This is a genomic window from Mesorhizobium vachelliae, assembly GCF_033977325.1.
In the GTDB taxonomy this organism is placed as follows: domain Bacteria; phylum Pseudomonadota; class Alphaproteobacteria; order Rhizobiales; family Rhizobiaceae; genus Mesorhizobium; species Mesorhizobium vachelliae.
Map to the genome: position 1 here is coordinate 412,216 of NZ_JAVIIR010000002.1, position 20,689 is coordinate 432,904.

Annotated in this window: 20 protein-coding genes and 1 riboswitch; of the genes, 8 read left to right on the plus strand and 12 right to left on the minus strand. The window is 63.8% G+C overall.

Annotated elements, in window-relative coordinates; all coding sequences use genetic code 11:
• Positions 1-2 precede the first annotated feature (2 nt).
• Positions 3-1,652 (minus strand): cytochrome c oxidase subunit I, encoded by a 1,650-nt coding sequence (gene ctaD / locus RFM41_RS05560; RefSeq protein WP_320246437.1) that lies wholly within the window; start codon positions 1,650-1,652, stop codon positions 3-5.
• A 38-nt stretch (positions 1,653-1,690) separates the two neighbouring features.
• Entirely contained in the window at positions 1,691-2,575 is an 885-nt protein-coding gene (gene coxB, locus RFM41_RS05565; RefSeq protein WP_320246436.1) for a cytochrome c oxidase subunit II, read from the minus strand.
• A gap of 328 nt (positions 2,576-2,903) precedes the next feature.
• On the opposite strand from coxB, the gene RFM41_RS05570 reads away from it, so the two are divergent.
• The 3 genes from RFM41_RS05570 to tldD all read left to right on the plus strand — a co-directional run bounded on the left by RFM41_RS05570 (position 2,904) and on the right by tldD (position 5,558).
• On the plus strand, positions 2,904-3,443 hold the full coding sequence (locus RFM41_RS05570; protein WP_320246435.1) for an invasion associated locus B family protein: 540 nt from the start codon (positions 2,904-2,906) through the stop codon (positions 3,441-3,443).
• 72 nt (positions 3,444-3,515) lie between these two features.
• Positions 3,516-3,983 carry a YbjN domain-containing protein gene (locus RFM41_RS05575; protein WP_320246434.1) on the plus strand — a complete coding sequence of 156 codons (468 nt, stop codon included), beginning with the start codon at positions 3,516-3,518 and terminating at the stop codon, positions 3,981-3,983.
• A 162-nt stretch (positions 3,984-4,145) separates the two neighbouring features.
• Positions 4,146-5,558, plus strand: coding sequence for a metalloprotease TldD (gene tldD / locus RFM41_RS05580; RefSeq protein WP_320246433.1), 1,413 nt, complete (start codon positions 4,146-4,148; stop codon positions 5,556-5,558).
• 242 nt (positions 5,559-5,800) lie between these two features.
• Here the strand turns inward: tldD and RFM41_RS05585 are convergent, their stop codons facing one another.
• Entirely contained in the window at positions 5,801-6,529 is a 729-nt protein-coding gene (locus RFM41_RS05585) for a transglutaminase-like cysteine peptidase (RefSeq protein ID WP_320246432.1), read from the minus strand.
• 302 nt (positions 6,530-6,831) lie between these two features.
• Here RFM41_RS05585 and RFM41_RS05590 point away from each other — a divergent pair, with 302 nt between their 5' ends.
• From RFM41_RS05590 to RFM41_RS05600, 3 genes are all read left to right on the plus strand, one after another.
• Positions 6,832-7,053 carry a DUF3311 domain-containing protein gene (locus tag RFM41_RS05590; RefSeq protein WP_320246431.1) on the plus strand — a complete coding sequence of 74 codons (222 nt, stop codon included), beginning with the start codon at positions 6,832-6,834 and terminating at the stop codon, positions 7,051-7,053.
• Positions 7,054-7,057: 4 nt separating this feature from the next.
• Positions 7,058-8,596, plus strand: a complete 1,539-nt coding sequence (gene mctP / locus RFM41_RS05595) for a monocarboxylate uptake permease MctP (RefSeq protein WP_320246430.1) — start codon at positions 7,058-7,060, stop codon at positions 8,594-8,596.
• Between the two features lie 146 nt (positions 8,597-8,742).
• Positions 8,743-9,414 (plus strand): transglutaminase-like cysteine peptidase, encoded by a 672-nt coding sequence (locus tag RFM41_RS05600; protein ID WP_320246429.1) that lies wholly within the window; start codon positions 8,743-8,745, stop codon positions 9,412-9,414.
• 226 nt (positions 9,415-9,640) lie between these two features.
• On the opposite strand, the gene RFM41_RS05605 is transcribed toward RFM41_RS05600, so the two are convergent.
• The 3 genes from RFM41_RS05605 to RFM41_RS05615 all read right to left on the minus strand — a co-directional run bounded on the left by RFM41_RS05605 (position 9,641) and on the right by RFM41_RS05615 (position 14,213).
• The gene (locus tag RFM41_RS05605; RefSeq protein ID WP_320246428.1) at positions 9,641-12,052 is read right to left on the minus strand and encodes a caspase family protein; all 2,412 of its coding nucleotides are present in this window, start codon (positions 12,050-12,052) and stop codon (positions 9,641-9,643) included.
• Between the two features lie 155 nt (positions 12,053-12,207).
• Positions 12,208-13,449: a class I SAM-dependent RNA methyltransferase gene (locus tag RFM41_RS05610; RefSeq protein ID WP_320246427.1), complete on the minus strand. Its 1,242-nt coding sequence runs from the start codon at positions 13,447-13,449 to the stop codon at positions 12,208-12,210.
• Positions 13,446-14,213 carry a TlyA family RNA methyltransferase gene (locus RFM41_RS05615; RefSeq protein ID WP_320246426.1) on the minus strand — a complete coding sequence of 256 codons (768 nt, stop codon included), beginning with the start codon at positions 14,211-14,213 and terminating at the stop codon, positions 13,446-13,448. Before RFM41_RS05615 ends, RFM41_RS05610 begins: the two co-directional genes overlap by 4 nt.
• 106 nt (positions 14,214-14,319) lie before the next feature.
• On the opposite strand from RFM41_RS05615, the gene RFM41_RS05620 reads away from it, so the two are divergent.
• A complete protein-coding gene (locus RFM41_RS05620; protein ID WP_320246425.1) occupies positions 14,320-14,721 on the plus strand; it encodes a GFA family protein in 402 nt (133 codons plus the stop codon).
• Here the strand turns inward: RFM41_RS05620 and RFM41_RS05625 are convergent.
• The 6 genes from RFM41_RS05625 to RFM41_RS05650 all read right to left on the minus strand — a co-directional run bounded on the left by RFM41_RS05625 (position 14,718) and on the right by RFM41_RS05650 (position 19,613).
• Positions 14,718-15,005: a hypothetical protein gene (locus RFM41_RS05625; protein ID WP_320246424.1), complete on the minus strand. Its 288-nt coding sequence runs from the start codon at positions 15,003-15,005 to the stop codon at positions 14,718-14,720. The two genes, RFM41_RS05620 and RFM41_RS05625, sit on opposite strands and share 4 nt — an antisense overlap.
• Positions 15,006-15,155: 150 nt before the next feature.
• Complete coding sequence (gene dxs, locus RFM41_RS05630; RefSeq protein WP_320246423.1) at positions 15,156-17,063, minus strand: 1-deoxy-D-xylulose-5-phosphate synthase; 1,908 nt, start codon at positions 17,061-17,063, stop codon at positions 15,156-15,158.
• A 128-nt stretch (positions 17,064-17,191) separates the two neighbouring features.
• Positions 17,192-18,112, minus strand: coding sequence for a pirin family protein (locus RFM41_RS05635; protein WP_320246422.1), 921 nt, complete (start codon positions 18,110-18,112; stop codon positions 17,192-17,194).
• 9 nt (positions 18,113-18,121) lie between these two features.
• Entirely contained in the window at positions 18,122-18,388 is a 267-nt protein-coding gene (locus RFM41_RS05640; protein ID WP_320246421.1) for a DUF2277 domain-containing protein, read from the minus strand.
• Between the two features lie 43 nt (positions 18,389-18,431).
• Positions 18,432-18,683, minus strand: a complete 252-nt coding sequence (locus RFM41_RS05645) for an exodeoxyribonuclease VII small subunit (protein ID WP_040991103.1) — start codon at positions 18,681-18,683, stop codon at positions 18,432-18,434.
• A gap of 3 nt (positions 18,684-18,686) precedes the next feature.
• Positions 18,687-19,613 (minus strand): histone deacetylase family protein, encoded by a 927-nt coding sequence (locus tag RFM41_RS05650; RefSeq protein ID WP_320246420.1) that lies wholly within the window; start codon positions 19,611-19,613, stop codon positions 18,687-18,689.
• A gap of 115 nt (positions 19,614-19,728) precedes the next feature.
• Positions 19,729-19,904: riboswitch (cobalamin riboswitch) on the plus strand.
• A gap of 43 nt (positions 19,905-19,947) precedes the next feature.
• Here RFM41_RS05650 and bluB point away from each other — a divergent pair.
• Complete coding sequence (gene bluB / locus RFM41_RS05655) at positions 19,948-20,679, plus strand: 5,6-dimethylbenzimidazole synthase (protein ID WP_320246419.1); 732 nt, start codon at positions 19,948-19,950, stop codon at positions 20,677-20,679.
• Positions 20,680-20,689: the final 10 nt, after the last annotated feature.

Genomic DNA, 20,689 nt, shown 5'->3' on the forward strand with positions numbered 1-20,689 from the left:
GCTTACTTGATCTTCGGCAGCTGTTCCCACTGGTGGAACGGCGGCGGCGAAGGCAGCTGCCATTCGAGCGTGGTGGCACCCTCGCCCCACGGATTGGCGCCAGCGACGCGCTTCTTCTGGAAGGCCTCGAACACGCCGTAGAGGAAGATCGCAACGCCGACGGCCGCGATGTAGGAGCCGTAGGACGACACCATGTTCCAGCCGGCGAAGGCGTCCGGATAGTCGATGGTGCGGCGCGGCATGCCGGCGAGGCCGAGGAAGTGCTGCGGGAAGAAGATCAGGTTGACGCCGACGAAGGTGACCCAGAAGTGGGTGTTGGCGATAACCGGCGAGTACATGTAGCCGGTCATCTTCGGGAACCAGTAGTACCAGCCGGCGAAGATCGCGAACACGGCGCCCAGCGACAGCACGTAGTGGAAGTGCGCGATCACGAAATAGGTGTCGTGCAGCGAGCGGTCGAGGCCGGCATTGGCGAGCTGAACGCCGGTGACGCCACCGATGGTGAACAGGAAGATGAAGCCCAGCGCCCACAGCATCGGCGGCTTGAAGGAGATCGAGCCGCCCCACATGGTGGCGATCCAGGAGAAGATCTTCACGCCGGTCGGCACCGCGATGACCATGGTGGCGAACACGAAGTAACGCTGCGTGTCGAGCGACAGGCCGGTGGTGTACATGTGGTGCGCCCAGACGATGAAGCCGACGGCGCCGATCGCGACCATGGCGTAGGCCATGCCGAGATAACCGAAGATGGGCTTCTTCGAGAAGGTCGAGACGATGTGGCTGATGATGCCGAAGCCCGGCAGGATCAGGATGTACACTTCGGGGTGGCCGAAGAACCAGAACAGATGCTGGAACAGGATCGGGTCACCGCCCTGGTCCGGCACGAAGAAGGCGGTGCCGAAATTGCGGTCGGTGAGCAGCATGGTAATTGCGCCCGCCAGAACCGGCAGCGAGAGCAGGAGCAGGAAGGCGGTGATCAGCACGGCCCAGGCAAACAGCGGCATCTTGTGCAGCGTCATGCCGGGAGCGCGCATGTTGAAGATGGTGGTGATGAAGTTGATGGCGCCGAGAATCGACGAGGCACCGGCAATGTGGATCGACAGGATCGCCAGGTCGAGCGCGGGGCCCGGCTGGCCGGACGTCGAGAGCGGCGGATAGATCGTCCAGCCGCCTCCGGGACCGAAAGCGCCCGGCGCGCTCGGCACGAACATCGAGGAGAGCAGCAGGATGAATGCCGGCGGCAGCAGCCAGAAGGAGATGTTGTTCATGCGCGGGAAGGCCATGTCCGGGGCGCCGATCATGATCGGCACCATCCAGTTGGCGAAGCCGCCGATGAGCGCAGGCATGACCATGAAGAAGATCATGATAAGGCCGTGCGCGGCGCCGAAGGCATTGTACATGCTCTTGCCGCCGTCGATGGCGGCGTCGCCCTGCATGCCGTAGACCATCTGCGCCAGGCCGCTGAAGATCTGGATGCCCGGCTCCTGCAGCTCCATGCGGATGGCGACCGAGAGCGCGCCGCCGACGATGCCGGCAATGATCGCGAAGATCAGGTAGAGCGTGCCGATGTCCTTGTGGTTGGTCGAGTAGACCCAGCGGACCCAGCCATGCGGCCTGTGGTCGTCGTGATCGTGAGCTGCAGCCTCTGCCATGTTCCGCTCCGTTCCCTAAATCTTGCTAACCCGCGGCATCAGTTGCCGGCGGCCGCTACCTTGTTGGTACCATCGATCTCGGCCATCAGCGCCTTGTTGGCGGCAGGCACGTCGGTCTTGGCCGTCTCCAGCCAGGTCTTGAACTGCGCATCGGACACGACGCGCACCGCGATCGGCATGAAGGCGTGGTCCTTGCCGCAGAGCTGCGAGCACTGGCCGTAATAGAGGCCTTCCTTCTCCGCCTTGAACCAGGTCTCGTTGGTGCGGCCGGGCACGGCGTCCATCTTGATGCCGAAGGACGGCACGGCGAAGGAGTGGATAACGTCGGTCGCGGTGATCAGCACGCGGGTCATGGTGTTGACCGGCACGACCAGCTCGTTGTCGACCGCGAGCAGGCGCGGATAAAGGCCGCGATCTTCCTTGCCGGCCTTGGCGCGGTCTGCATCCTGAAGAACCGCCGAGTTGAAGGAGAAGGTCTTGTCGACCTGGTATTCGTAATCCCAGTTCCACTGGTTGCCGGTCGCCTTGACGGTGAGCTTGGCTTCTTCCGGCGGGGTGTATTGCGCGGTGAGCAGCTGGAAGGAGGGAATGGCGATGAGCAGAAGCACGATCACCGGCCCGACGGTCCAGATCACCTCGATCAGCGTGTTGTGGCTGGTCCTGGACGGCACCGGGTTGGCGCTGGCGCGGAACTTGACGATGCAGACCAGCAGAAGCACCAGCACGAGGACGGTGATCGGGACGATGAACCACATGGTGTAGTTCCCGAACCGCTCGATCTGCCGCATCATGTCGGTCGCCGGAGCCTGGAAGGTCACCTCCCACGGCCGCGGCTGGTCGGCACGGGCCGCCGCACTGGAGAAGAGCACGGCCGAAGCTGCCGCACCTGCCAAGAATTCAGCGCTTGCCAGGAATTTCCTCATCGCCCTCTCGTCTCCCACTTCCCGCGATCTGGTCGCACCAATAACGGACACTGCCGGGATTGGGAATCCCGGTCTGTCCCTAGGGTGGTTCAAACCATACTCTATTTCCCTCCGCAAGAAAGGAGCGGAGGAAACCGTGCGGCATTTTTGCGCGCAGGTCGAAGGCCGTCTTCAGGCCCCGCCGCGCTATATGTGCAACGGTCGCAATTCGGGCCAATTTGCTTTGGAAAAGCACGTAATTGCCGGTATCGGGGCGGGCCGGCGACGGTCTCGTCCTTTACTTGGCCCCGGCGCGGCTTAAAGTGCCGTGATTCGCAATGGAGCCGTCATGACTTCCTGGCTTTCGAGAACCTTGGCGAAGGTCGTTCTTGCCCTCGCCTTGCTCGGCGTCGGCATAGCCGTTGGCGCCGCCGCCTCGCCGAACAATGCCTCGCCCCCGAGCGGCACGGTAAAGTCGACGCATGGCGCGTGGTCGATCATCTGCGACACGCCGGCGGGCGCGACCTCCGAACAATGCGTGATGATGCAGAACGTCGTCGCCGAGGACCGCCCTGAAATGGGGCTTTCGGTCGTGGTGCTGCGCACCGCCGACAACAAGGCCGAGATTCTGCGCGTGTTGGCGCCGCTCGGCGTGCTGCTGCCCAACGGCCTCGGCCTCAATGTCGACGGCAAGGATATCGGCCGCGCCTATTTCGTGCGCTGCTTCCAGGACGGCTGCTACGCAGAGGTCATCCTCGAAAAGCCGCTGCTCGACACCTTGAAGAGCGGCACCTCCGCCACCTTCATCGTCTTCCAGACGCCCGAGGAAGGCATCGGCATTCCCGTCGACCTCAAGGGCTTTGCGGAAGGTTTCGCCGCCCTACCTTGATCTTCTTGCCCATGCGCCGCTCCTGACGCTGAGGTCCGGTGGCGAATGCGCGTTTGGCGGCCAGGAGGCTCGATGCGCGCGAATCTATCCGCTCTCATAACCGGTCTGGCGCTGGTCGCTTCGGTTTCGGCCGCACGGGCCGAGGATGCTGAAATCCTGCAGACGCCCGACCCGGCAGCGGTCCTCGACATCGCCAAGGGCTTCGGCTCGGCCAGGATCGACAAGGACAACAATGGCGACCCGATGATTTCCGGGCGGATCGAGGGCGTCAAATACGTGATCTATTTCTATGGCTGCGAAGACCACGAGAACTGCAAGTCGCTGCAGTTCTCGACCGGTTACACCGACCCGCTGACCGCCGACCAAGCCAACGCCTGGAACGCAAAATACCGCTGGGTGAAGGCTTATTCGGGCGACGGCTCGAATTTCAAGATGGATGTCAGCTTCGCCGGCGGCATCACCAAAGCCAATCTCGAGGAGCAGTTCTCCAACTGGAACGCGATGGCCGCCAACATCAAGGACTTCCTGAGCGGCAAGTGACGTCGACGCAATCGTCGGCTTGGTCCTGTTGGCGATTGTGCAACGGCGGCTTAGCGCCTACATCCCCCAGATCAAGAGGTAGAGCATGATGTCGCCCGAAAACCGCTTCACACTTTTCGGCATCATGCTCTAGAACGATTTGTTTCCACGAATGGATTTGCCATGAACAGCCTGATCGGCCAATTCGACATTTCCGACGATCGCGTCAAGGAGATCGTCACCGACACCATCAAGGGCGCCGACGACGGCGAACTGTTCCTCGAATACAGCGAGAGCGAAGCACTGATGTTCGACAATGGACGGCTGAAGACGGCCAATTTCAACACCGACCAGGGTTTTGGCCTGCGCGCCGTGGCCGGCGAGGCCAGCGGCTACGCGCATTCGAGCGATCTCTCCGAGGCCTCGCTCAAGCGCGCGGCCGATGCCGTCTCGGCGGTCAAGGGCGGCTATTCCGGCACGTTGGCCGGAGCGCCAGCCCGCACCAACCGCCATCTCTATGGCGATGAGAACCCCATCCCCTCGCCGTCCTTCGAAGCCAAGGCCAAGCTGCTGCAGGAGATCGACGGCTGGCTGCGGGCCAAGGATCCGCGCGTGCGCCAGGTGACGGCCTCGCTCGCCGCCTCCTGGCAGCATGTCGAGATCGTGCGCGGCGACGGCCAGATCGTGCGCGACATCCGTCCGCTGGTCCGCATCAACGTCTCGGTCGTGGTCGGCAGCGGCGACCGGCAGGAGAGCGGCTCCTACGGCATGGGCGGACGCAAGAGCTTCGGCGAGTTCGTCAGCGAGGAAAGCTGGAAGCATGCGGCAAACGAGGCGCTGCGGCAGGCGCTGGTCAATCTGGAAGCGGTTCCGGCGCCGGCCGGCACCTTCGACATCGTGCTGTCCAGCGGCTGGCCGGGCGTGATGCTGCACGAGGCGGTCGGCCATGGGCTCGAAGGCGACTTCAACCGCAAGAAGACATCGGCCTTCGCCGGCCTGATGGGCCAGCAGGTGGCTGCCAAGGGCGTCACCGTGGTCGACGACGGCACCATCCCCGAGCGGCGCGGCTCGCTCACGGTCGACGACGAAGGAACGCCGTCGGCGCGCAACGTGCTGATCGAGGACGGCATACTGGTCGGCTATATGCAGGACCGTCAGAACGCCCGGCTGATGGGCATGAAGGCGACCGGCAACGGCCGCCGCGAGGGCTATGCGCACCAGCCGATGCCGCGCATGACCAACACCTACATGACCTCGGGCGACATGCAGCCTGAAGAGATCATCGCCTCGGTCAAGAACGGCATCTACGCCGTCTCCTTCGGCGGCGGCCAGGTCGACATCACCTCCGGCAAGTTCGTGTTCGGCTGCACCGAGGCCTACATGATCGAGAACGGCAAGGTGACGCAGCCGATCAAGGGCGCGATGCTGATCGGCAACGGACCGGACGCCATGCACCGCGTCAGCATGATCGGCAACGACATGAAGCTCGACAGCGGCATCGGCATGTGCGGCAAGGCCGGACAGGGCGTGCCTGTCGGCGTCGGCCAGCCGCATCTCAGAATGAACCAGATGACGGTGGGCGGCACCAGGGTTTGAGGCCAAGGGGCCGTTCCCGGCAAACATCCGCGACTGAGCGTGCTGTTTCTGTCGTCGGCGTCCCAATCTCCAAATCGAAGATCGCCATCCTGACAGGAGCCTGCATTTCGGCGGAATCGGGCGCCGCCACGTTCCGCGATCGGAATGGTATCTAGGCGAGATTCAAAATCGAGGAGCCGCTACGCCAATTGACCGTGCGCACAGGATCAGGACGCCCTGTTTTCACGGAATCCTGCCCTGGATCAGTTGTTCGCGTGCAGTTGCTTGGCCGATTTCAAAGCGGCATCGCCGCGCAAGTTGATCGACACCCAGACGTTCGGGTTCTGCTGCGATTGGCGCTTCAGGAAATAGTAGCCCGTGGCGTCCCAGGAGCGGATGTTGTCGACGAGGTTGTCGAGGATGAAGTCGCCCCTGTCGGTCTTCACCGTCAGGATGGCATGGCCCTCGCCATGCAGATCGTAGACAACGGTCATCAGCAGCGCTTGCCGTGGAAGTCCGGCGTCGAGAAGCAGCTTGCGCTTGAACAGCGCATAGATCTTGCAATCACCCTTGCCGTCCACCGGGTAGTCCCAGTGGTCCATCGTCGTACCCCAATGGTCGAGATTGCTTTCCGGCACGATATAGCCGTTTACCTCCCGGTTAACCTGGTTGAGGATGCTCCATGTCCTGGGCGTGAGCTTGAGGTTGACCGCAGGCAAGGCGGCAACCTGGCATTCCTCAGGCCGCCGGCCACAGAAATCCATCCAGCCATAGGGAATGCTGGTGCTCGCGCCAACAGTTGCAGCCGTCGCTGAGCCTACGGGAGAGCTCGCGGGCTGAGCCGCCTTGAAGGCAATGGCATAGCTCTTGAAGGACGCGGGGTAGGTGAAGGATGCTGCGGCCGCTTGTGGTCCGACGGATCCGGCGTTTGCCAGAGATACCAGCCCCAGAAATGTTGATAACACCGGCGCAACCAACCGACGCAACATCATAGTCCCGCCCAACTCCAAACCCTTGTTCTGGAAAGGAGCTAACGCCCACTCGGCGGGCTGCGTCAATTAAAAGTTTAACAAAAGGTTAACGTGCGCGACCTTCATCCTGGGGTTGCGGAACCTGGCTCGAAGTGGCCCGCAGACGCCGCCGACGTGAGCCGTTGAAGCTGCCCGCAGTGCTTATCCAGTAACATTATTGGCACTGCAGTCCGGGAACGAAGCCCTTGCGCCGGAAGTTAAAATCGGCGCAGCGTACTGCCAGGGGGAGTTAACCTTTTGCATGCAAGGGAGGAAACTTCGATATGAGCCCCGTTTCCACCCCGCGCAAGCTTGGGCCCCTGCAGGTGATCCTGCTCGCGATCCCCTGCATCGCGGTGCTCATCGTGCCGTTTTTCAACCGGCTGGAACCAAGCCTGTTCGGCGTCCCGTTCTTCTACTGGTGGCAGATCCTGTGGGTTCCGCTGTCCAGCATCTTCATCGCCGTCGTCTACAGGACGACGGTCCCACCCGGGAGCGGAGACTGACACCATGGACGTTGTCGCGACAACGGTCTTCGTTGCGATATTCGCTTTCATAACCCTGCTCGGCTTCGTCTCCGCACACTGGCGCAAGGGCGATATGAGCCAGTTGCACGAATGGGGTCTCGGCGGGCGCCGTTTCGGCACCTGGGTCACCTGGTTCCTGATCGGCGGAGACCTCTACACGGCATATACATTCGTCGCCGTACCCGCCCTGGTCTTCGGCGCCGGCGCCCTCGGCTTCTTCGCCGTGCCTTACACGGTCCTGGTCTATCCGCTGGTGTTTGCCATCCTGCCGAGGTTGTGGATGGTGGCGCGGCAGCACAATTATGTCTCCGCCTCGGATTTCGTCGCCGGTCGCTACAACAACCGGGCTCTTGCCCTGGCCATCGCCTTGACCGGCATCGTCGCCACGATGCCTTACATCGCGCTGCAGCTGGTCGGCATCCAGGTCGTCGTCGGCGGCCTCGGCTTTCCCACCGGCGGCCTCGCCGGCGACCTGCCGCTGATCATTGCCTTCGTCATCCTGGCGGCCTTCACCTACACAAGCGGGCTGCGCGCGCCGGCTTCCATCGCGATCGTGAAGGACCTCCTGGTCTATGTTACTGTCATCGCGCTGATCGTCGTCGTGCCGATCAAGATGGGCGGATTCGGATCGATCTTCGCCGCGATCCCGCCGGAGAAGCTGCTGCTGCCACCGGTCAAGGATGGTAACACCGGGCAGATCTCCATCTATACCTCACTGGCCTTCGGTTCCGCGCTGGCCCTGATGCTCTATCCGCACGCGACCACCGCGGTGCTGTCGGCCAAGGGGCCGAACACGTTGCGCCGCAACTGGGTTTTCCTGCCGGCCTATTCGCTGATGCTCGGCCTTATCGCCATGCTTGGCTATTTCGCCTATGCGGCCCACATCGACCAATTGCCTGAGCTTGCTCCCTACTTCGCGCGGTACAAGGCGCAGTTCGCCATGCCCGGCCTGCTGCTCCACTTCTTCCCGAGCTGGTTCGTCGGCCTCGGTTTCGCGGCCGTGGCCATCGGCGCCCTCGTACCGGCGGCGATCATGTCCATCGCGGCGGCCAATCTCTTCACCCGCAACATCTACAAGGCCTATGTCAACCCGGACTGCTCGACCGAGCAGGAGACCAATGTCGCCAAGCTGTTCTCGCTTATCGTCAAGTTCGGGGCGCTGATGTTCATCCTGTTCCTGCCGCTGACCTACGCGATCCAGCTGCAGTTGCTTGGCGGCATCCTCATCCTGCAAACCCTTCCGGCCATCGTGTGCGGCATCTATACGCGCTGGTTCGACGCCAAGGCCTTGCTGCTGGGGCTGTCAATCGGCCTGACGTGGGGCATATGGGCGGCCTCCCTCACGGGTTTCCAGACGTCCGGCTATCCGCTCCATGTCGGCGGCCTGACGATACCCGCCTATATCGGCCTCTACGCGCTCATCCTGAATTTTGCGGTGTCGATCGTGGCCAACCTGGCCATCCGAGTGCTCGGCATGGCCAACCGGGAGGATGCGACCGCGGCCGGCGACTATGTCGGCTGAGCCGGCGCCTAATTTTTCGGTTGGAATGCCCATCGCCACCTTGATGAGAACACAATCATGTTAGGACGTTATTAATTATTTAATAGCGGGGACGGCCATTTGCGCGCTACGCAATGCCAGTTCCTCTCGATGCGGTGGTGTTGGCAATGCAGCGTTCCCCTGGCGTCCTGACTTCCTCTCTATTCCTTGGCTTCGTTTCGTTGCTCAGCGCGACTTCGCTGCAGGTCAGCCCTGCGGCAGCGCAGTCGACATGGTACAAGCGGGTGTCAGCGCAGCCCGCTGCAAGCTCCGCAACCGTCGGCGGCAGCACCAGCGTTCCCTATGGCTGGCTCGACTTCTGCCATCGCCGGCCGAAAGAGTGCAAGGTACCCGCTTTGCCTGCCGCGAGCGTCAAGCTGACCGCGCAGAACATGAGCATCCTCAAGCGGATAAACCAGAAGGCGAACCGCTCCATCAAGCCCGTCAGCAACTACGACCACTGGGGCACGATGATGGACCACTGGGACTATCCGGTGGACGGCAAGGGCGATTGCAAGATCTATGCGCTCTACAAGCGCAAGCTCCTCCAGGAAGCGGGATTTCCCCGGCAGGCGCTGTTGATGACGGTGGTGCGCGACCTGCACAATGAGGGCCACACCATCCTGACGGTGAAGACCGACAAGGGCGACCTTGTCCTCGACAATCTGGTCGACGAGATCCGTCCCTGGAACGCCACCGGCTACTATTTCCTGAAGCGCCAGTCGCAGCAGAACCCGAACGTCTGGGTATCGATCGACAAGCGCGGCGGCACGGCGAAGCGGCTGTTCCCAAATTCGTAGATTGAAATTCCTGCGAAACCCGCGCGACCGGCCGCAGGCGGGTTCACGCGTTACAGGCCAACCAACCCTGATTGCCGATGGGCCTGGAAAACGCAGGCCCATCATCGGAAGCTAACCGGTCGGCAGCCTAAAGCGCCTCGCGATCTTTCAGATTCGCTCCATGCGCTTTAGGTTTTGATTTTACGCATGTCTCCCGAAACCGGTTCCCACTTTCGGGAGACACGCTTTATTGCTTACAGGGCGGCTCGCCCGGACGCCCGCAGGACGGTTTCTTATTCGCTTGCGGTTGTTCCGGCCTTGGCTGCTGCACCGGACGCCGCTCCTGCATCTGAGGCTTAGGCTGCTGCGGAATGCGGCGCTCCTGAACTTGAGGCTTAGGCTGCTGCAGAACGCGGCGCTCCTGAACCTGGGGCTTGGGCTGCTGCAGAACGCGACGCTCCTGAACCTGGGGCTTGGGCTGCGCATGAAACTCCGGCTTCTGCGGCTTGGAGAGGACCTGCACGTTCGGTTTATTGACCTTGTTCTGCTGGCCACCGTCGTTCTGCAGCCTTCGCAGCTTCTTGTCCCCATTGGGCGAGCCTTGGCCATTCGGCACGACAATAGGCTGGCCAGCCGACAGATCCTTGCGCGTCAGCCTTTTCGGCTTGCCGTTGTTCTGTCCAGAGAGTGCGTTCGGATTGTTGTGCAGCTTCTGCTGGGCGTTCAGGTCTTGCTGGGCAGGGGCGCCATTGACAGTTGGCAATTTGTGCAACTTGCCGTTCTTGCCCTGGTCGGCAGCGGCCCCGGCATTTCCGGTCGATTGCTGGTTGCCACCCAGGACGCCCTGGTTGTTGGGCAGCTTCTTCGTCTTGTCGATGGGCAGGTTCTGGCCGTTGAGCACCGGCGGCTTGCCATTGACGAGCGGCAGCGTCTTGCCGTTCGTTCCAGGCAGGGCATGTTCGGTTGAGAGCTTGCCCTGCGCCTTCGACAGTGGCGCCGCGCCGCCGGGTTGCTGGCCTTGCGCCGCACCTTGGCCGAGCTTGCCTTGAGCGGCAGGATTCTGTTTGAGGAGCGCTGCTCGCTTCTGCAACAGCGGCGGCAGCGCCACCTTGGTCGCGAGCGCGGCAGCACCTAGTCCAACCGCGGCGCCGGTCATCTTCTGACCTGTGGTGAGGCCACCGCCATTGCCCTGTGCTGCCTGGTTGCTCTCGTTGATCGTCGTGTTGTTGATGTTGTTGATGACGGTCGTGTTGTGAATGTTGTTGAAGATTATGTTGTCACGCGGCGGCACGATGTCACGCGGCGGATTGATGAAATCGGGGATGGCGACGAAGACCGGCGTGGGCAGGACGAAGACGTCGACCGGCGGCGGCGGCGCCTCCAACACGACAAAGTCCGGCGGCGGCGGCGGCAGGAAGATCACCGCGACAGGCGGCGGAGGCTCGAAGTCGAAATCGGGGTCGTCGAAATAGAGCACCGGCCTGTCGACATAGATGATTTCCTCCTCTGGGGGCGGCGGCAAATCATAGTCATAGACGGTGAACTCCTCCGGCGGCTCCAAGGCAGCATCGAAATGCTCGAGCCGCCGGCGGGCGTCCCAAGCATGCGGGCCATGCGGATAGCGCTGGAGATAAGACCAGTAGGCTTCCGGCGTGTCCCGCAGCCAAGTCTCGCGCCAGGTGATCGCCTCGCGCCGCGCCGCGATGATGGCGCGCACGCGCTTGGCCATGGGATCATGCGGGTAGGCGACGAGGAAATCCTGGTAGCCGCGCATGGTATCGCGGTCGAGAGCCGCGACATAGGCGTCGTGCGCATCGAAGTCGCGTATTTCCTTGGTGCGGTTGGACCGGGATTCGGCCTCCGAAACCTTGGGCGCGGGCGCGTCCGGAGCACGTTCGAAGAAGACGAAAGGCTGCTCGATCTTCGAGGCATTCCACGGCACTTCCGCGCCTTGCGTCACCTCGTTGACACGCAACCGCGTGCGGTCGAACACGTCGTCAAGCGACAAGCCGCCTTCGCGTATCATCTCGGCGAGCGCCTGAGCATAGGCGCCATAGGGGCCCTTGCCTTCCGGCGCAACCGTCCCAGGAGCAGCATTGAACGCGATCAGCATGTTCGGGTCGGGATCGACCAGCGCCAGACCGCCGGCCAGCGGCTGGCTCATTTTTGGGAAGGCGTTCGGCCGCGCCGCATCGAGGACGACGATGTTGACCTTCGCCGGCAGGCCGGCCAGCGACTTGGTGACATCGGAGAGCCGCATGGCCTGAAGCGGCACGTCGGCGGGATTGGCGATCTGGGCGTCGACCGGCAAGAAATAGTTCTCACCTTCGAACTGCACCCCGCGGCCGGCCAGGTACACGAAAACGACCGCATCGGGACCTGCGGCGGAGACCTTTCCGAGGAAATCACGCAGCGCGCCGCGCAGTGATTCCTGATCCACATCGCGGGCGCCAACCACATCGAAACCAGCCGCCTGCAGGGTCTGCGCGATCAGTCCGCCGTCATTGGCGGCTGTCGCGAGCTCGCCGGATTGATAGGCACCGTTGCCGATGACGAAGGCCAGCCGCTTTTCACCTTGCGCCAGCGCTCCGGCCGCGGAACCGACCGCGAATATGACGAGAACGACGACGAGGCCGAGGAATTTCTGAAGCGTGCGCATTGCAATCCGCCATCCATTCAAAATCATAACGCTCCGGAGGTCGGAACGTTTCCCGAACATTTAAAATTTAAGTCTCGCAAAAAGGCGGCTTTAGGGCGCAATTTCGTCGAAAGAACAGAGGCTTCACAAATTTCTTGCGAACCGCCGGTCGCGGGCTATCGTCGGCGCTTAGGCTTTTCCAACAGCGCCACGGCCTCGACATGGGGCGACCATAAGAACTGGTCGATCGGCGTCACGCTCTTCAGCGTGTAGCCGCCGTCGACGAGGATGCGCAGATCCCGCGCGAGCGTCACCGGATTGCAGGAGACGGCGGCGACGAGCGGCACGTCGGAACGGGCGATCTGCTTGGACTGGTCCTCGGCGCCGGCGCGCGGCGGGTCGAAGACCAACCCGTCGAAGGCGTTCAACTCCTTGAAGGTCAGCGGCCGGCGGAACAGGTCGCGACGTTCGATGGTCACCCGCTTCAGCCCGTTGGCGAAGCGGAAGGCACGGTCGAGCGCGGCAAGCGCCGGGCCATCGCCTTCGACGGCGTGAACCTCGGACCTCATTGCCAGCCTGAGCGCGAAGCTGCCGCAGCCGGCAAACAGGTCCGCGACCTTCCTGGCGCGCGACAGATGCTGGCCGACAAGGCCAGCCATCGCCTGCTCGGCGGCTTCCGTCGCCTGCAGGAAGGCGCCGGGCGGCACGGCGACCGCGACCGATCCGAACTGCACCACCGGCTTCTTCGGCTCGACGACGATCTCGCCGTCGACGGAAAGCCGCGCCAGGCCCTCGGCCATAGCGAAGTTCGACGCGATACGGCGCTGGTGGTCGCCTAGCTTGCCGGCATCGTGGACGGCGATGTCGAGGCCCGAAGCGGTGACGGTCACCGTCATGTGAAACGCCTTCGGCGTGGCGCAGACCAGGCCGGCCAGGGCGCGCAATTTGTCGAGCGCCGCGACGATCGCCGGCAGCGAGATCGGGCATTCCTCGATCGGGATGATCTCGGAAGACAGCGCGCGCACGAAGCCTAGCAGCATGCCGGCCTCGGTGCGCCTTGCGCTGAACGTGACGCGGCGGCGGGTGTGCGGCGCGCAAGGCACCAGCGCGGCGATCTCGCAAGCGATGCCCTTGGCCTTCAGCGCCTGCACTACCCGCTCGCGCTTCCATTGCTGGTAGGCTGCGGCCTCGTAATGCTGCAGCGCGCAGCCGCCGCATTCGGTGAAATGGCGGCAGGCCGGATCGATCCTGAGCGGCGAGGCTTCCAATACCGACATCAGCGTGGCGCGGTCCTTCAGCCGCGCCGCCGTGACCGTCTCGCCCGGCAGCGTGAACGGGACGAAGACTTCCCCGCCCTCGGCATTGGCGATGCCATCGCCCTGCGAGCCGAGCCTCGCGATGGTGAAGCGTGTGCTCATCGCGCGTCCTTCACGGCAGCGAGCAGGAACTCGCGGTTGCCGTCGCCACCTTCGATCGGCGACGGGTGCAATCCCAGCACGCGCCAGCCGGGAATGCCGGCGAGCCAGTCGCGCAAATTCCCGGCAATGCGCTCGGCATCGGCTGGGTCCTTGAGCAAACCGCCCTTGCCGATCGCCTCGCGGCCCGCCTCGAATTGCGGCTTGACCAGGAGGATTGCCCTGGCGCCCTCCCCCGCCAAGTCCAGCGCCGGCGGCAGCGCAAGCTTCAGCGAGATGAAGCTGACGTCGCAGACCAGGAAAGCGGGAACGTAGCCGCCGAGATCGGCGGCTGCCAGGTCACGGGCGTTCAGCCCTTCGATCACCGTCACGCGCGAGTCGCCGGCAATGTCGGGATGGATCTGGCCGTGGCCGACATCGATCGCCGTGACATGCGCCGCGCCGCGCTCGAGCAGCACCTGGGTGAAACCGCCGGTCGAGGCGCCGACATCGAGCGCTTCGCTACCGGAAGGATCAAGGCCGAAATGGTCGAGGCCGGCAATCAGCTTCAATGCCGCGCGCGACACATAAGCCTGCGCCGGATCGTCGATGGCGACCAGGCAGTCCGGTGCGACAGGCTGGCCGGGCTTGCGAGCAATGATGCCGTCGACCGTCACCGTGCCACGCTCGATCGCGTCGCGGGCGCGCGAGCGGCTGGCGAACAGACCGCGCCCGACGAGCAATTCGTCGAGCCGCTGGCGCTGGCTGGCTGGCAAAGGGGAACTCATAGCCTTCATTGGCGAAAGCCGGGCGCGAACGCAATGGTTGAATACGGTGCAAGAGGCTGCAGAATGCCGGCAGGATCAGGCGGTTCGTCAGTCGGTGGAGGTGGCAATGCTGAAGGGGACCTGTCATTGCGGCGCGGCCCACTGGACGCTGGAAGGCGATCCCGGTGGAATCACCGCATGCAATTGCACGCTCTGCCGCCGCTACGGCACGCTTTGGGCTTATGACTATGTCGACGAACGCATTCACGTGGCCGGGCCGCTGAAGTCCTACACGCGCGCCGAGGTGGCGGAACCCGCGCTGGAGATCCTGTTCTGCCCGACCTGCGCCTGCGTGGTCGCCTGGCGCGGCCTGCGTTCGGGCAAGAGCGGCCGCACGCGCATTGCCGTCAATGTCAGGCTGGCGCCGCCGCAGGACATCGCCGACCTGCCGATCGACCATTTCGACGGTCTCGACAGTTTCGACGACCTGCCGCGCGACGGCCGCTGCGTGCGCGATATGTGGTTCTAGAATACGGTCCGCGAAACCTGGCGCTCGACTGCCGGCGTCAGGCCATCATTGTCGGAGGCCTCCTTGCGCGGCGGCTCAACAGGCGCCGGTGCAGGCGGCGGAGTATCCGGCAGCACGACGAGTTGAGGCTTCTGCTTGTAGGAGAAGCCGCCGCGGATGCTACCCATCTTGCCAGCAACGATGTCCATCGCCGCCTTTTCGATATTGCGGTCGTAGCGCGTTTCGGCTGCCACCGGCGCAATCATGGCCGCCAGAAAGGCCATGCCGCACAGAAACGACTTCATTGTTGTTACCCCTGCCTAGGACCAAGGTCTTAGCAGGGCGCCGTTGAAAATCGGCCAAGAGACAGGGTAAGCGAACCGCCAAACGGAAGCGTTAACAGATAGTTAGCGTAAAAAGCCGGCAAACCGATTCAGCGTCTTGACGTTCTGATTTCAGGCGCGCTGCGCCTGAACGCCATGGCCAAGCGTCGCGAAGACCGTGCGCACGATGCCTGCCGAATCCAGCCCTGCATCGGCATACATCTTCTCGGGCTTGGCGTGGTCGGTGAACACGTCCGGCAAGACCAGCGGGCGCACCTTGAGGCCGCTTTCCAACAGGCCTTCATGGGCGAGGAAATGCAGCACCTGGCTGGCGAAGCCGCCGATGGCGCCCTCCTCCACGGTCACCAGCACTTCGTGCGAGCGGGCGAGCCGGCGGATGAGATCCTCGTCCAGCGGCTTGGCGAAGCGAGCGTCGGCGACGGTGGTGGAAAGGCCCGCCGCGCCGAGCTCTTCCGCCGCCAGGAGGCAATCCTGCAGCCGCGTGCCGAAGGAAAGCAGCGCGACCTTGGTCCCTTCCTTGAGGACGCGGCCCCTGCCGATTTCGAGCACCGAGCCGCGCTCCGGCATGTCGACACCGACGCCGTTGCCGCGCGGATAGCGAAAGGCGATCGGGCCGTCATCATAGGACGCGGCGGTGCGCACCATGTGACGAAGCTCCGCCTCGTCGGCCGCGGCCATGACGACGAAGCCCGGCAGCGTGGTCAGAAAAGTCGTGTCGAAAGCGCCGCAATGGGTGGCGCCGTCGGCGCCGACGAAACCTGCACGATCTATGGGAAAACGCACCGGCAGCTTCTGGATCGCAACGTCGTGGACGACCTGGTCGTAGGCGCGCTGCAGGAAGGTGGAATAGATGGCGGCGAAAGGCTTGTAGCCTTCGGTGGCAAGGCCGGCGGCAAAAGTCACCGCGTGCTGCTCGGCAATGCCGACATCGAAGGTTCGCTTGGGGAACACCTCGCCGAACAGGTCAAGGCCGGTGCCGCTCGGCATGGCGGCAGTGATGGCGACGATGCGGTCGTCCTCGCGCGCTTCCTGGATCAGGCTCTCGGCGAAGACCTTGGTGTAGGCCGGCGCATTGGCGGGCGCCTTGGCCTGCGCGCCGGTGATGACGTCGAATTTGTTGACGCCGTGATATTTGTCGGCCGCCGCCTCCGCCGGCGCGTAGCCCTTGCCCTTCTGGGTCACGACATGGATCAGCACCGGGCCCTTGCCATTGTCGCGCACGTTCCTCAGCACCGGGATCAGATGCTCGAGATTGTGCCCGTCGATCGGGCCGATGTGATAGAAGCCGAGCTCCTCGAACAAGGTGCCGCCGGTAACGTAGCCGCGCGCATGCTCGACCGCGCGGGTGATGGCGCGGTCGGCGCGCTTACCGAGATAGGAGGTCAGCTTCTTGCCGAAATCGCGCAAGCCCAGATAGGCCTTGCCGGAGGCGAGCCGGGCCAGATAGGCGCTCATGGCGCCGGTCGGCGGCGCGATCGACATGTCGTTGTCGTTGAGGATGACGATCAGCCGGGCGTCGAGCGCGCCGGCATTGTTCAGCGCCTCGAAGGCCATGCCGGCCGACATCGAGCCGTCGCCGATGACGGAAATGACATTGTTGCGGCCGCCCGACAGGTCGCGCCCCATGGCCATGCCGAGACCGGCCGAAATCGAGGTCGAGGAATGGGCTGCGCCAAACGGGTCGTATTCGCTCTCGGCGCGCCTTGTGAAACCGGAGAGGCCGCCTTCCTGGCGCAGCGTGCGGATGCGGTCGCGGCGGCCGGTCAGGATCTTGTGCGGATAGGCCTGGTGGCCGACGTCCCAGATCAGCCGGTCGTCCGGGGTGTTGAAGACATAATGCAGGGCGACGGTCAGCTCGACGACGCCAAGGCCGGCGCCAAGATGGCCGCCAGTCTGCGACACGGCATCGATCAGTTCGGCGCGGAGTTCCGCGGCAAGCTGCGGCAGCGCGCTCTCATCAAGCGTTCGCAGGTCCGCCGGGATACGGACCTTGTCGAGCAGCGGCGTGTCTGGCTTCACTCGGGCGCGTCCTGCCTCAATTGATCGAACACGGCGCTACCAACAAATTGCGCCATAATCATGCGCGGGAATAGGCCGCCGCCGGGCGAATGTAAATGCGCGTCGGTGACGCGCGGGTGGAGCGGTCCCTAGCTCTCGGGCAGCGGAATAAACTCCTGCTCATCGCCAGGAACGATATCGAAGCGGCCTGTCTTCCATTCCTGCTTGGCCTGCTCGATGCGTTCCTTCGAGGACGAGACGAAATTCCACCAGATGTAGCGCTTGGAGCCGAGCGAGGCGCCGCCGAACAGCATGAAATGCGCACCGCGCTCTGAGGAAACGACGATCTCCTCGCCCGGCTTGAACACCAGCAGCCGCTCGGCCGGAAAGGCGTCGCCGGCGATCGAGACTTCGCCTTCCAGTGTATAGATGGCGCGCTCCTCGGCATCGGCCGGGATTTTCACGGCAGCACCCGCCGCCAGCCTGAGATCCGCGTAAAGCGTGTCCGAAAGGGTCGCCACGGGCGAGCGCAGCCCCGAGAACTCGCCGATGACGACGCGGCCGCTGACGCCCTCTGCATCGATCTCAGGCAGACGAGCCACCGATGTGTTTGCAAACACCGGCGCAATTTCCTCCTTGCCGTCGGGCATCGCCAGCCAGGTCTGCAGGCCGGAGACCGACATCGGCGCGCCGCGAAGCTCTTCCGGCGTGCGCTCGGAATGAACGATGCCGCGTCCCGCGGTCATCAAATTCACGTCGCCCGGCGCGATCACCATTTCGGTGCCGAGCGAGTCGCGGTGCCTGATCTTGCCGTCGAACAGATAGGTGACGGTGGAAAGCCCGATATGCGGATGTGGGCGCACGTCGAGCGCATGGCCGGCGCGCAGGATGGCAGGCCCCATGCGATCGAAGAAGATGAACGGCCCGACCAGACGGCGCTTTGCCGTCGGCAGCGCGCGGCGCACCTCGAAACCACCGATATCCTTGGCGTTCGGAACCACCATCAGCTCGATCTGATCGCAGGCGAAGGCATCGCCGGGTTCAGGATCGTTTCCCGGAAAAAAGCTCATGGGTGTCCCTCAGGCGAAACGCAGCGCCGACCTGGCCTTCGCCTTGGCCGCCTCCACCTCGCGATTGCGCGGCTCCTGGCTGGTCTCGAGCGAGTCGATCAACTCGCGCGCGATCGCGGCGATCGCCTCGACCGCATGGTGGAAGGCATGCTCGTTGCGCTTCGAAGGTTTCGTCGAGCCGCTCAGCTTTCGCACGAACTGAAGCGCTGCGTCATGCACTTCGTCATTGGTTGCCGGCGGTTCGAAATTGGCCAGGGTCTTGATGTTGCGGCACATGGCTTGAACTCCTTACCTGCTTGCTCTGCCCACCCTATTCCAATTATTCCGCGTCCAGCGGCTCCGTTCCCACCGGCTTGCCGTCGCGTGACAGCCTGATCTTCTCGACCTTGTCCTCGGCAGCCTTCAAGAGCCGGTCGCAATGCGCCTTCAACGCCTCGCCGCGCTCGTAGATCCTTATCGACTGGTCGAGCGGGACGTCGCCGCGCTCCAGATCATCGACGATCTTCTCCAGCGCGTCGAGCGCCTGCTCGAAGCTCATCGCCTTGACGTCTTCATTGCCTTCCACTGCCATACCCTATCCCTTCATCAGCCGCCCGACATGGGCGGCGACTGAAAATGCCAGTCCCTGCAGATCGTAGCCGCCTTCCAGCAAGCTGACGAGCCTGTTGCCGCTGTGGCGCCCGGCACGCTCCATCAATTGCCCTGTCGCCCAGTCGAAATCGTCCTCGGTCAGGTTGATCTCGGCCAGCGGATCGCGGTGATGCGCGTCGAAGCCGGCGGAAATGATGATCAGGTCCGGCGAGAACGCGTCGATCGACGGCAGCACGCGCGACAGGAAAGCGTCGCGGAACAGGTCGCTGCCGGTCTGCGGCGCGAGCGGCGCGTTGACGATGTTGCCGGCGCCGGTTTCGCTCTTCGCGCCGGTGCCGGGATAAAGCGGCATCTGGTGCGTCGAGCAATAGAGCACCGAAGGATCGTCCCAGAAAATGTCCTGCGTGCCGTTGCCGTGATGGACGTCCCAGTCGACGATAGCGACACGCTCGGCCTGGTGCTTCTTCTGCGCATAGCGGGCGGCGATCGCCGCCGTGTTGAAGAGGCAAAAACCCATCGCCGTGGTCTTTTCGGCATGATGGCCGGGCGGACGGGCGGCGACGAAGACATTGGCGGCTCGGCCCTCGAACACATCGTCGACCGCGGCATTGGCCGCGCCGATCGCCGTCACCGCGGCCTGCCAGCTTTTCGGGCTGGCGCTGGTATCGGCGTCGATCGAGGCGATGCCGCTTTCAGGGATCGCCGCGCGCACGCGCTCGACGAAATTCTCGGGGTGCGCATAGAGGATGGTTTTCTCGTCGCCTTCCGGCGCCTTGACGCGATCGAGCGCCGCAAAGGCCTCGTCGTCGAGCACGCGCTCGATGGCGCGCAAGCGGTCGGGCCGCTCGGGATGGCCGGGCGGCGTAAGATGTTCCAGGAAGATCGGGTGCGTGTAGAGACGGGTGGCCATGGCGCCTAATCTAGGCACCGGCGGCGCGGATGACCATGTTCGAAAGCCGAATGGCTGGGGAAAATTGCGTCAGCCCGTGTCGCTGGCGCCATTGGCGCGGCCCAGGCTTCGCGGTAAGGTCTCCTCGCTGCTTGGTGCCCGCGACGCGGGAGAATCGGGAACACGGTTGAACTCCGTGGCGTGCCCAACGCTGTGAGGGGGACCGCGCCGGCAAAGCCACTGTCGATGACGGGAAGGCGCCGGTGCGGGAGGATCCCGAGCCAGAAGACCGGCCTGGCAGACATGGTCTTCCGCTTGGTCAGGCGGGAGACTGCTTGTCGCAAGGGGAAAAGCGATGACGGCAGCAGCGATCGCCATGAGCGGCGACGACTTTGATCAATTGGCGCGCGACGCGGTCTACCGGGCGATGTTCACCAGGCGTGACGTGCGCAGCCATTTTGTCCCCGACGATCTCGACGACAGTGTGCTCGCGCGATTGCTCAACGCCGCGCATCACGCGCCGTCGGTCGGCTACATGCAGCCGTGGAATTTCATTGTCATCCGCGATGCCCAGCGGCGCAGACAAGTGCGCGACCTGTTCCTCGCCGCGCGTGAGCAGGAACTGCCTGCGATCGAGGCGGAGCGGCAGGCGCTCTACCGCAAGCTGAAGCTCGAAGGCATCTGCGAAAGCGCGCTCAATCTGTGCATCACCTGCGACCGGCAGCGCTCGAAGGACTCGCCGCTCGGCCGTTGGCATAACCCGGAGATGGACCTCTACAGCACCGTCTGCGCGGTGCAGAATTTCTGGCTGGCGGCACGCGCCGAAGGCGTCGGCGTCGGCTGGGTGAGCATCATCGAGACAGAGGCGCTGAAGCGGCTTCTGGCGATCCCGGACCATGTCACGCCGATAGCCTATCTCTGCGTCGGCCGCGTCTCGGCCTTCGCGCCGAGGCCGGACCTCGAGGCGAATGGCTGGGGCAAACGCCTGCCCCTGCCCGAGCTGGTGATGAGCGAGACGTTTCGCGGTGCCGGCGAGGCACCGCTCAAATCGGCGATAGCAAGGCTTGGCAGCGCGCCGAAGCGCTGACCAGCAGCAG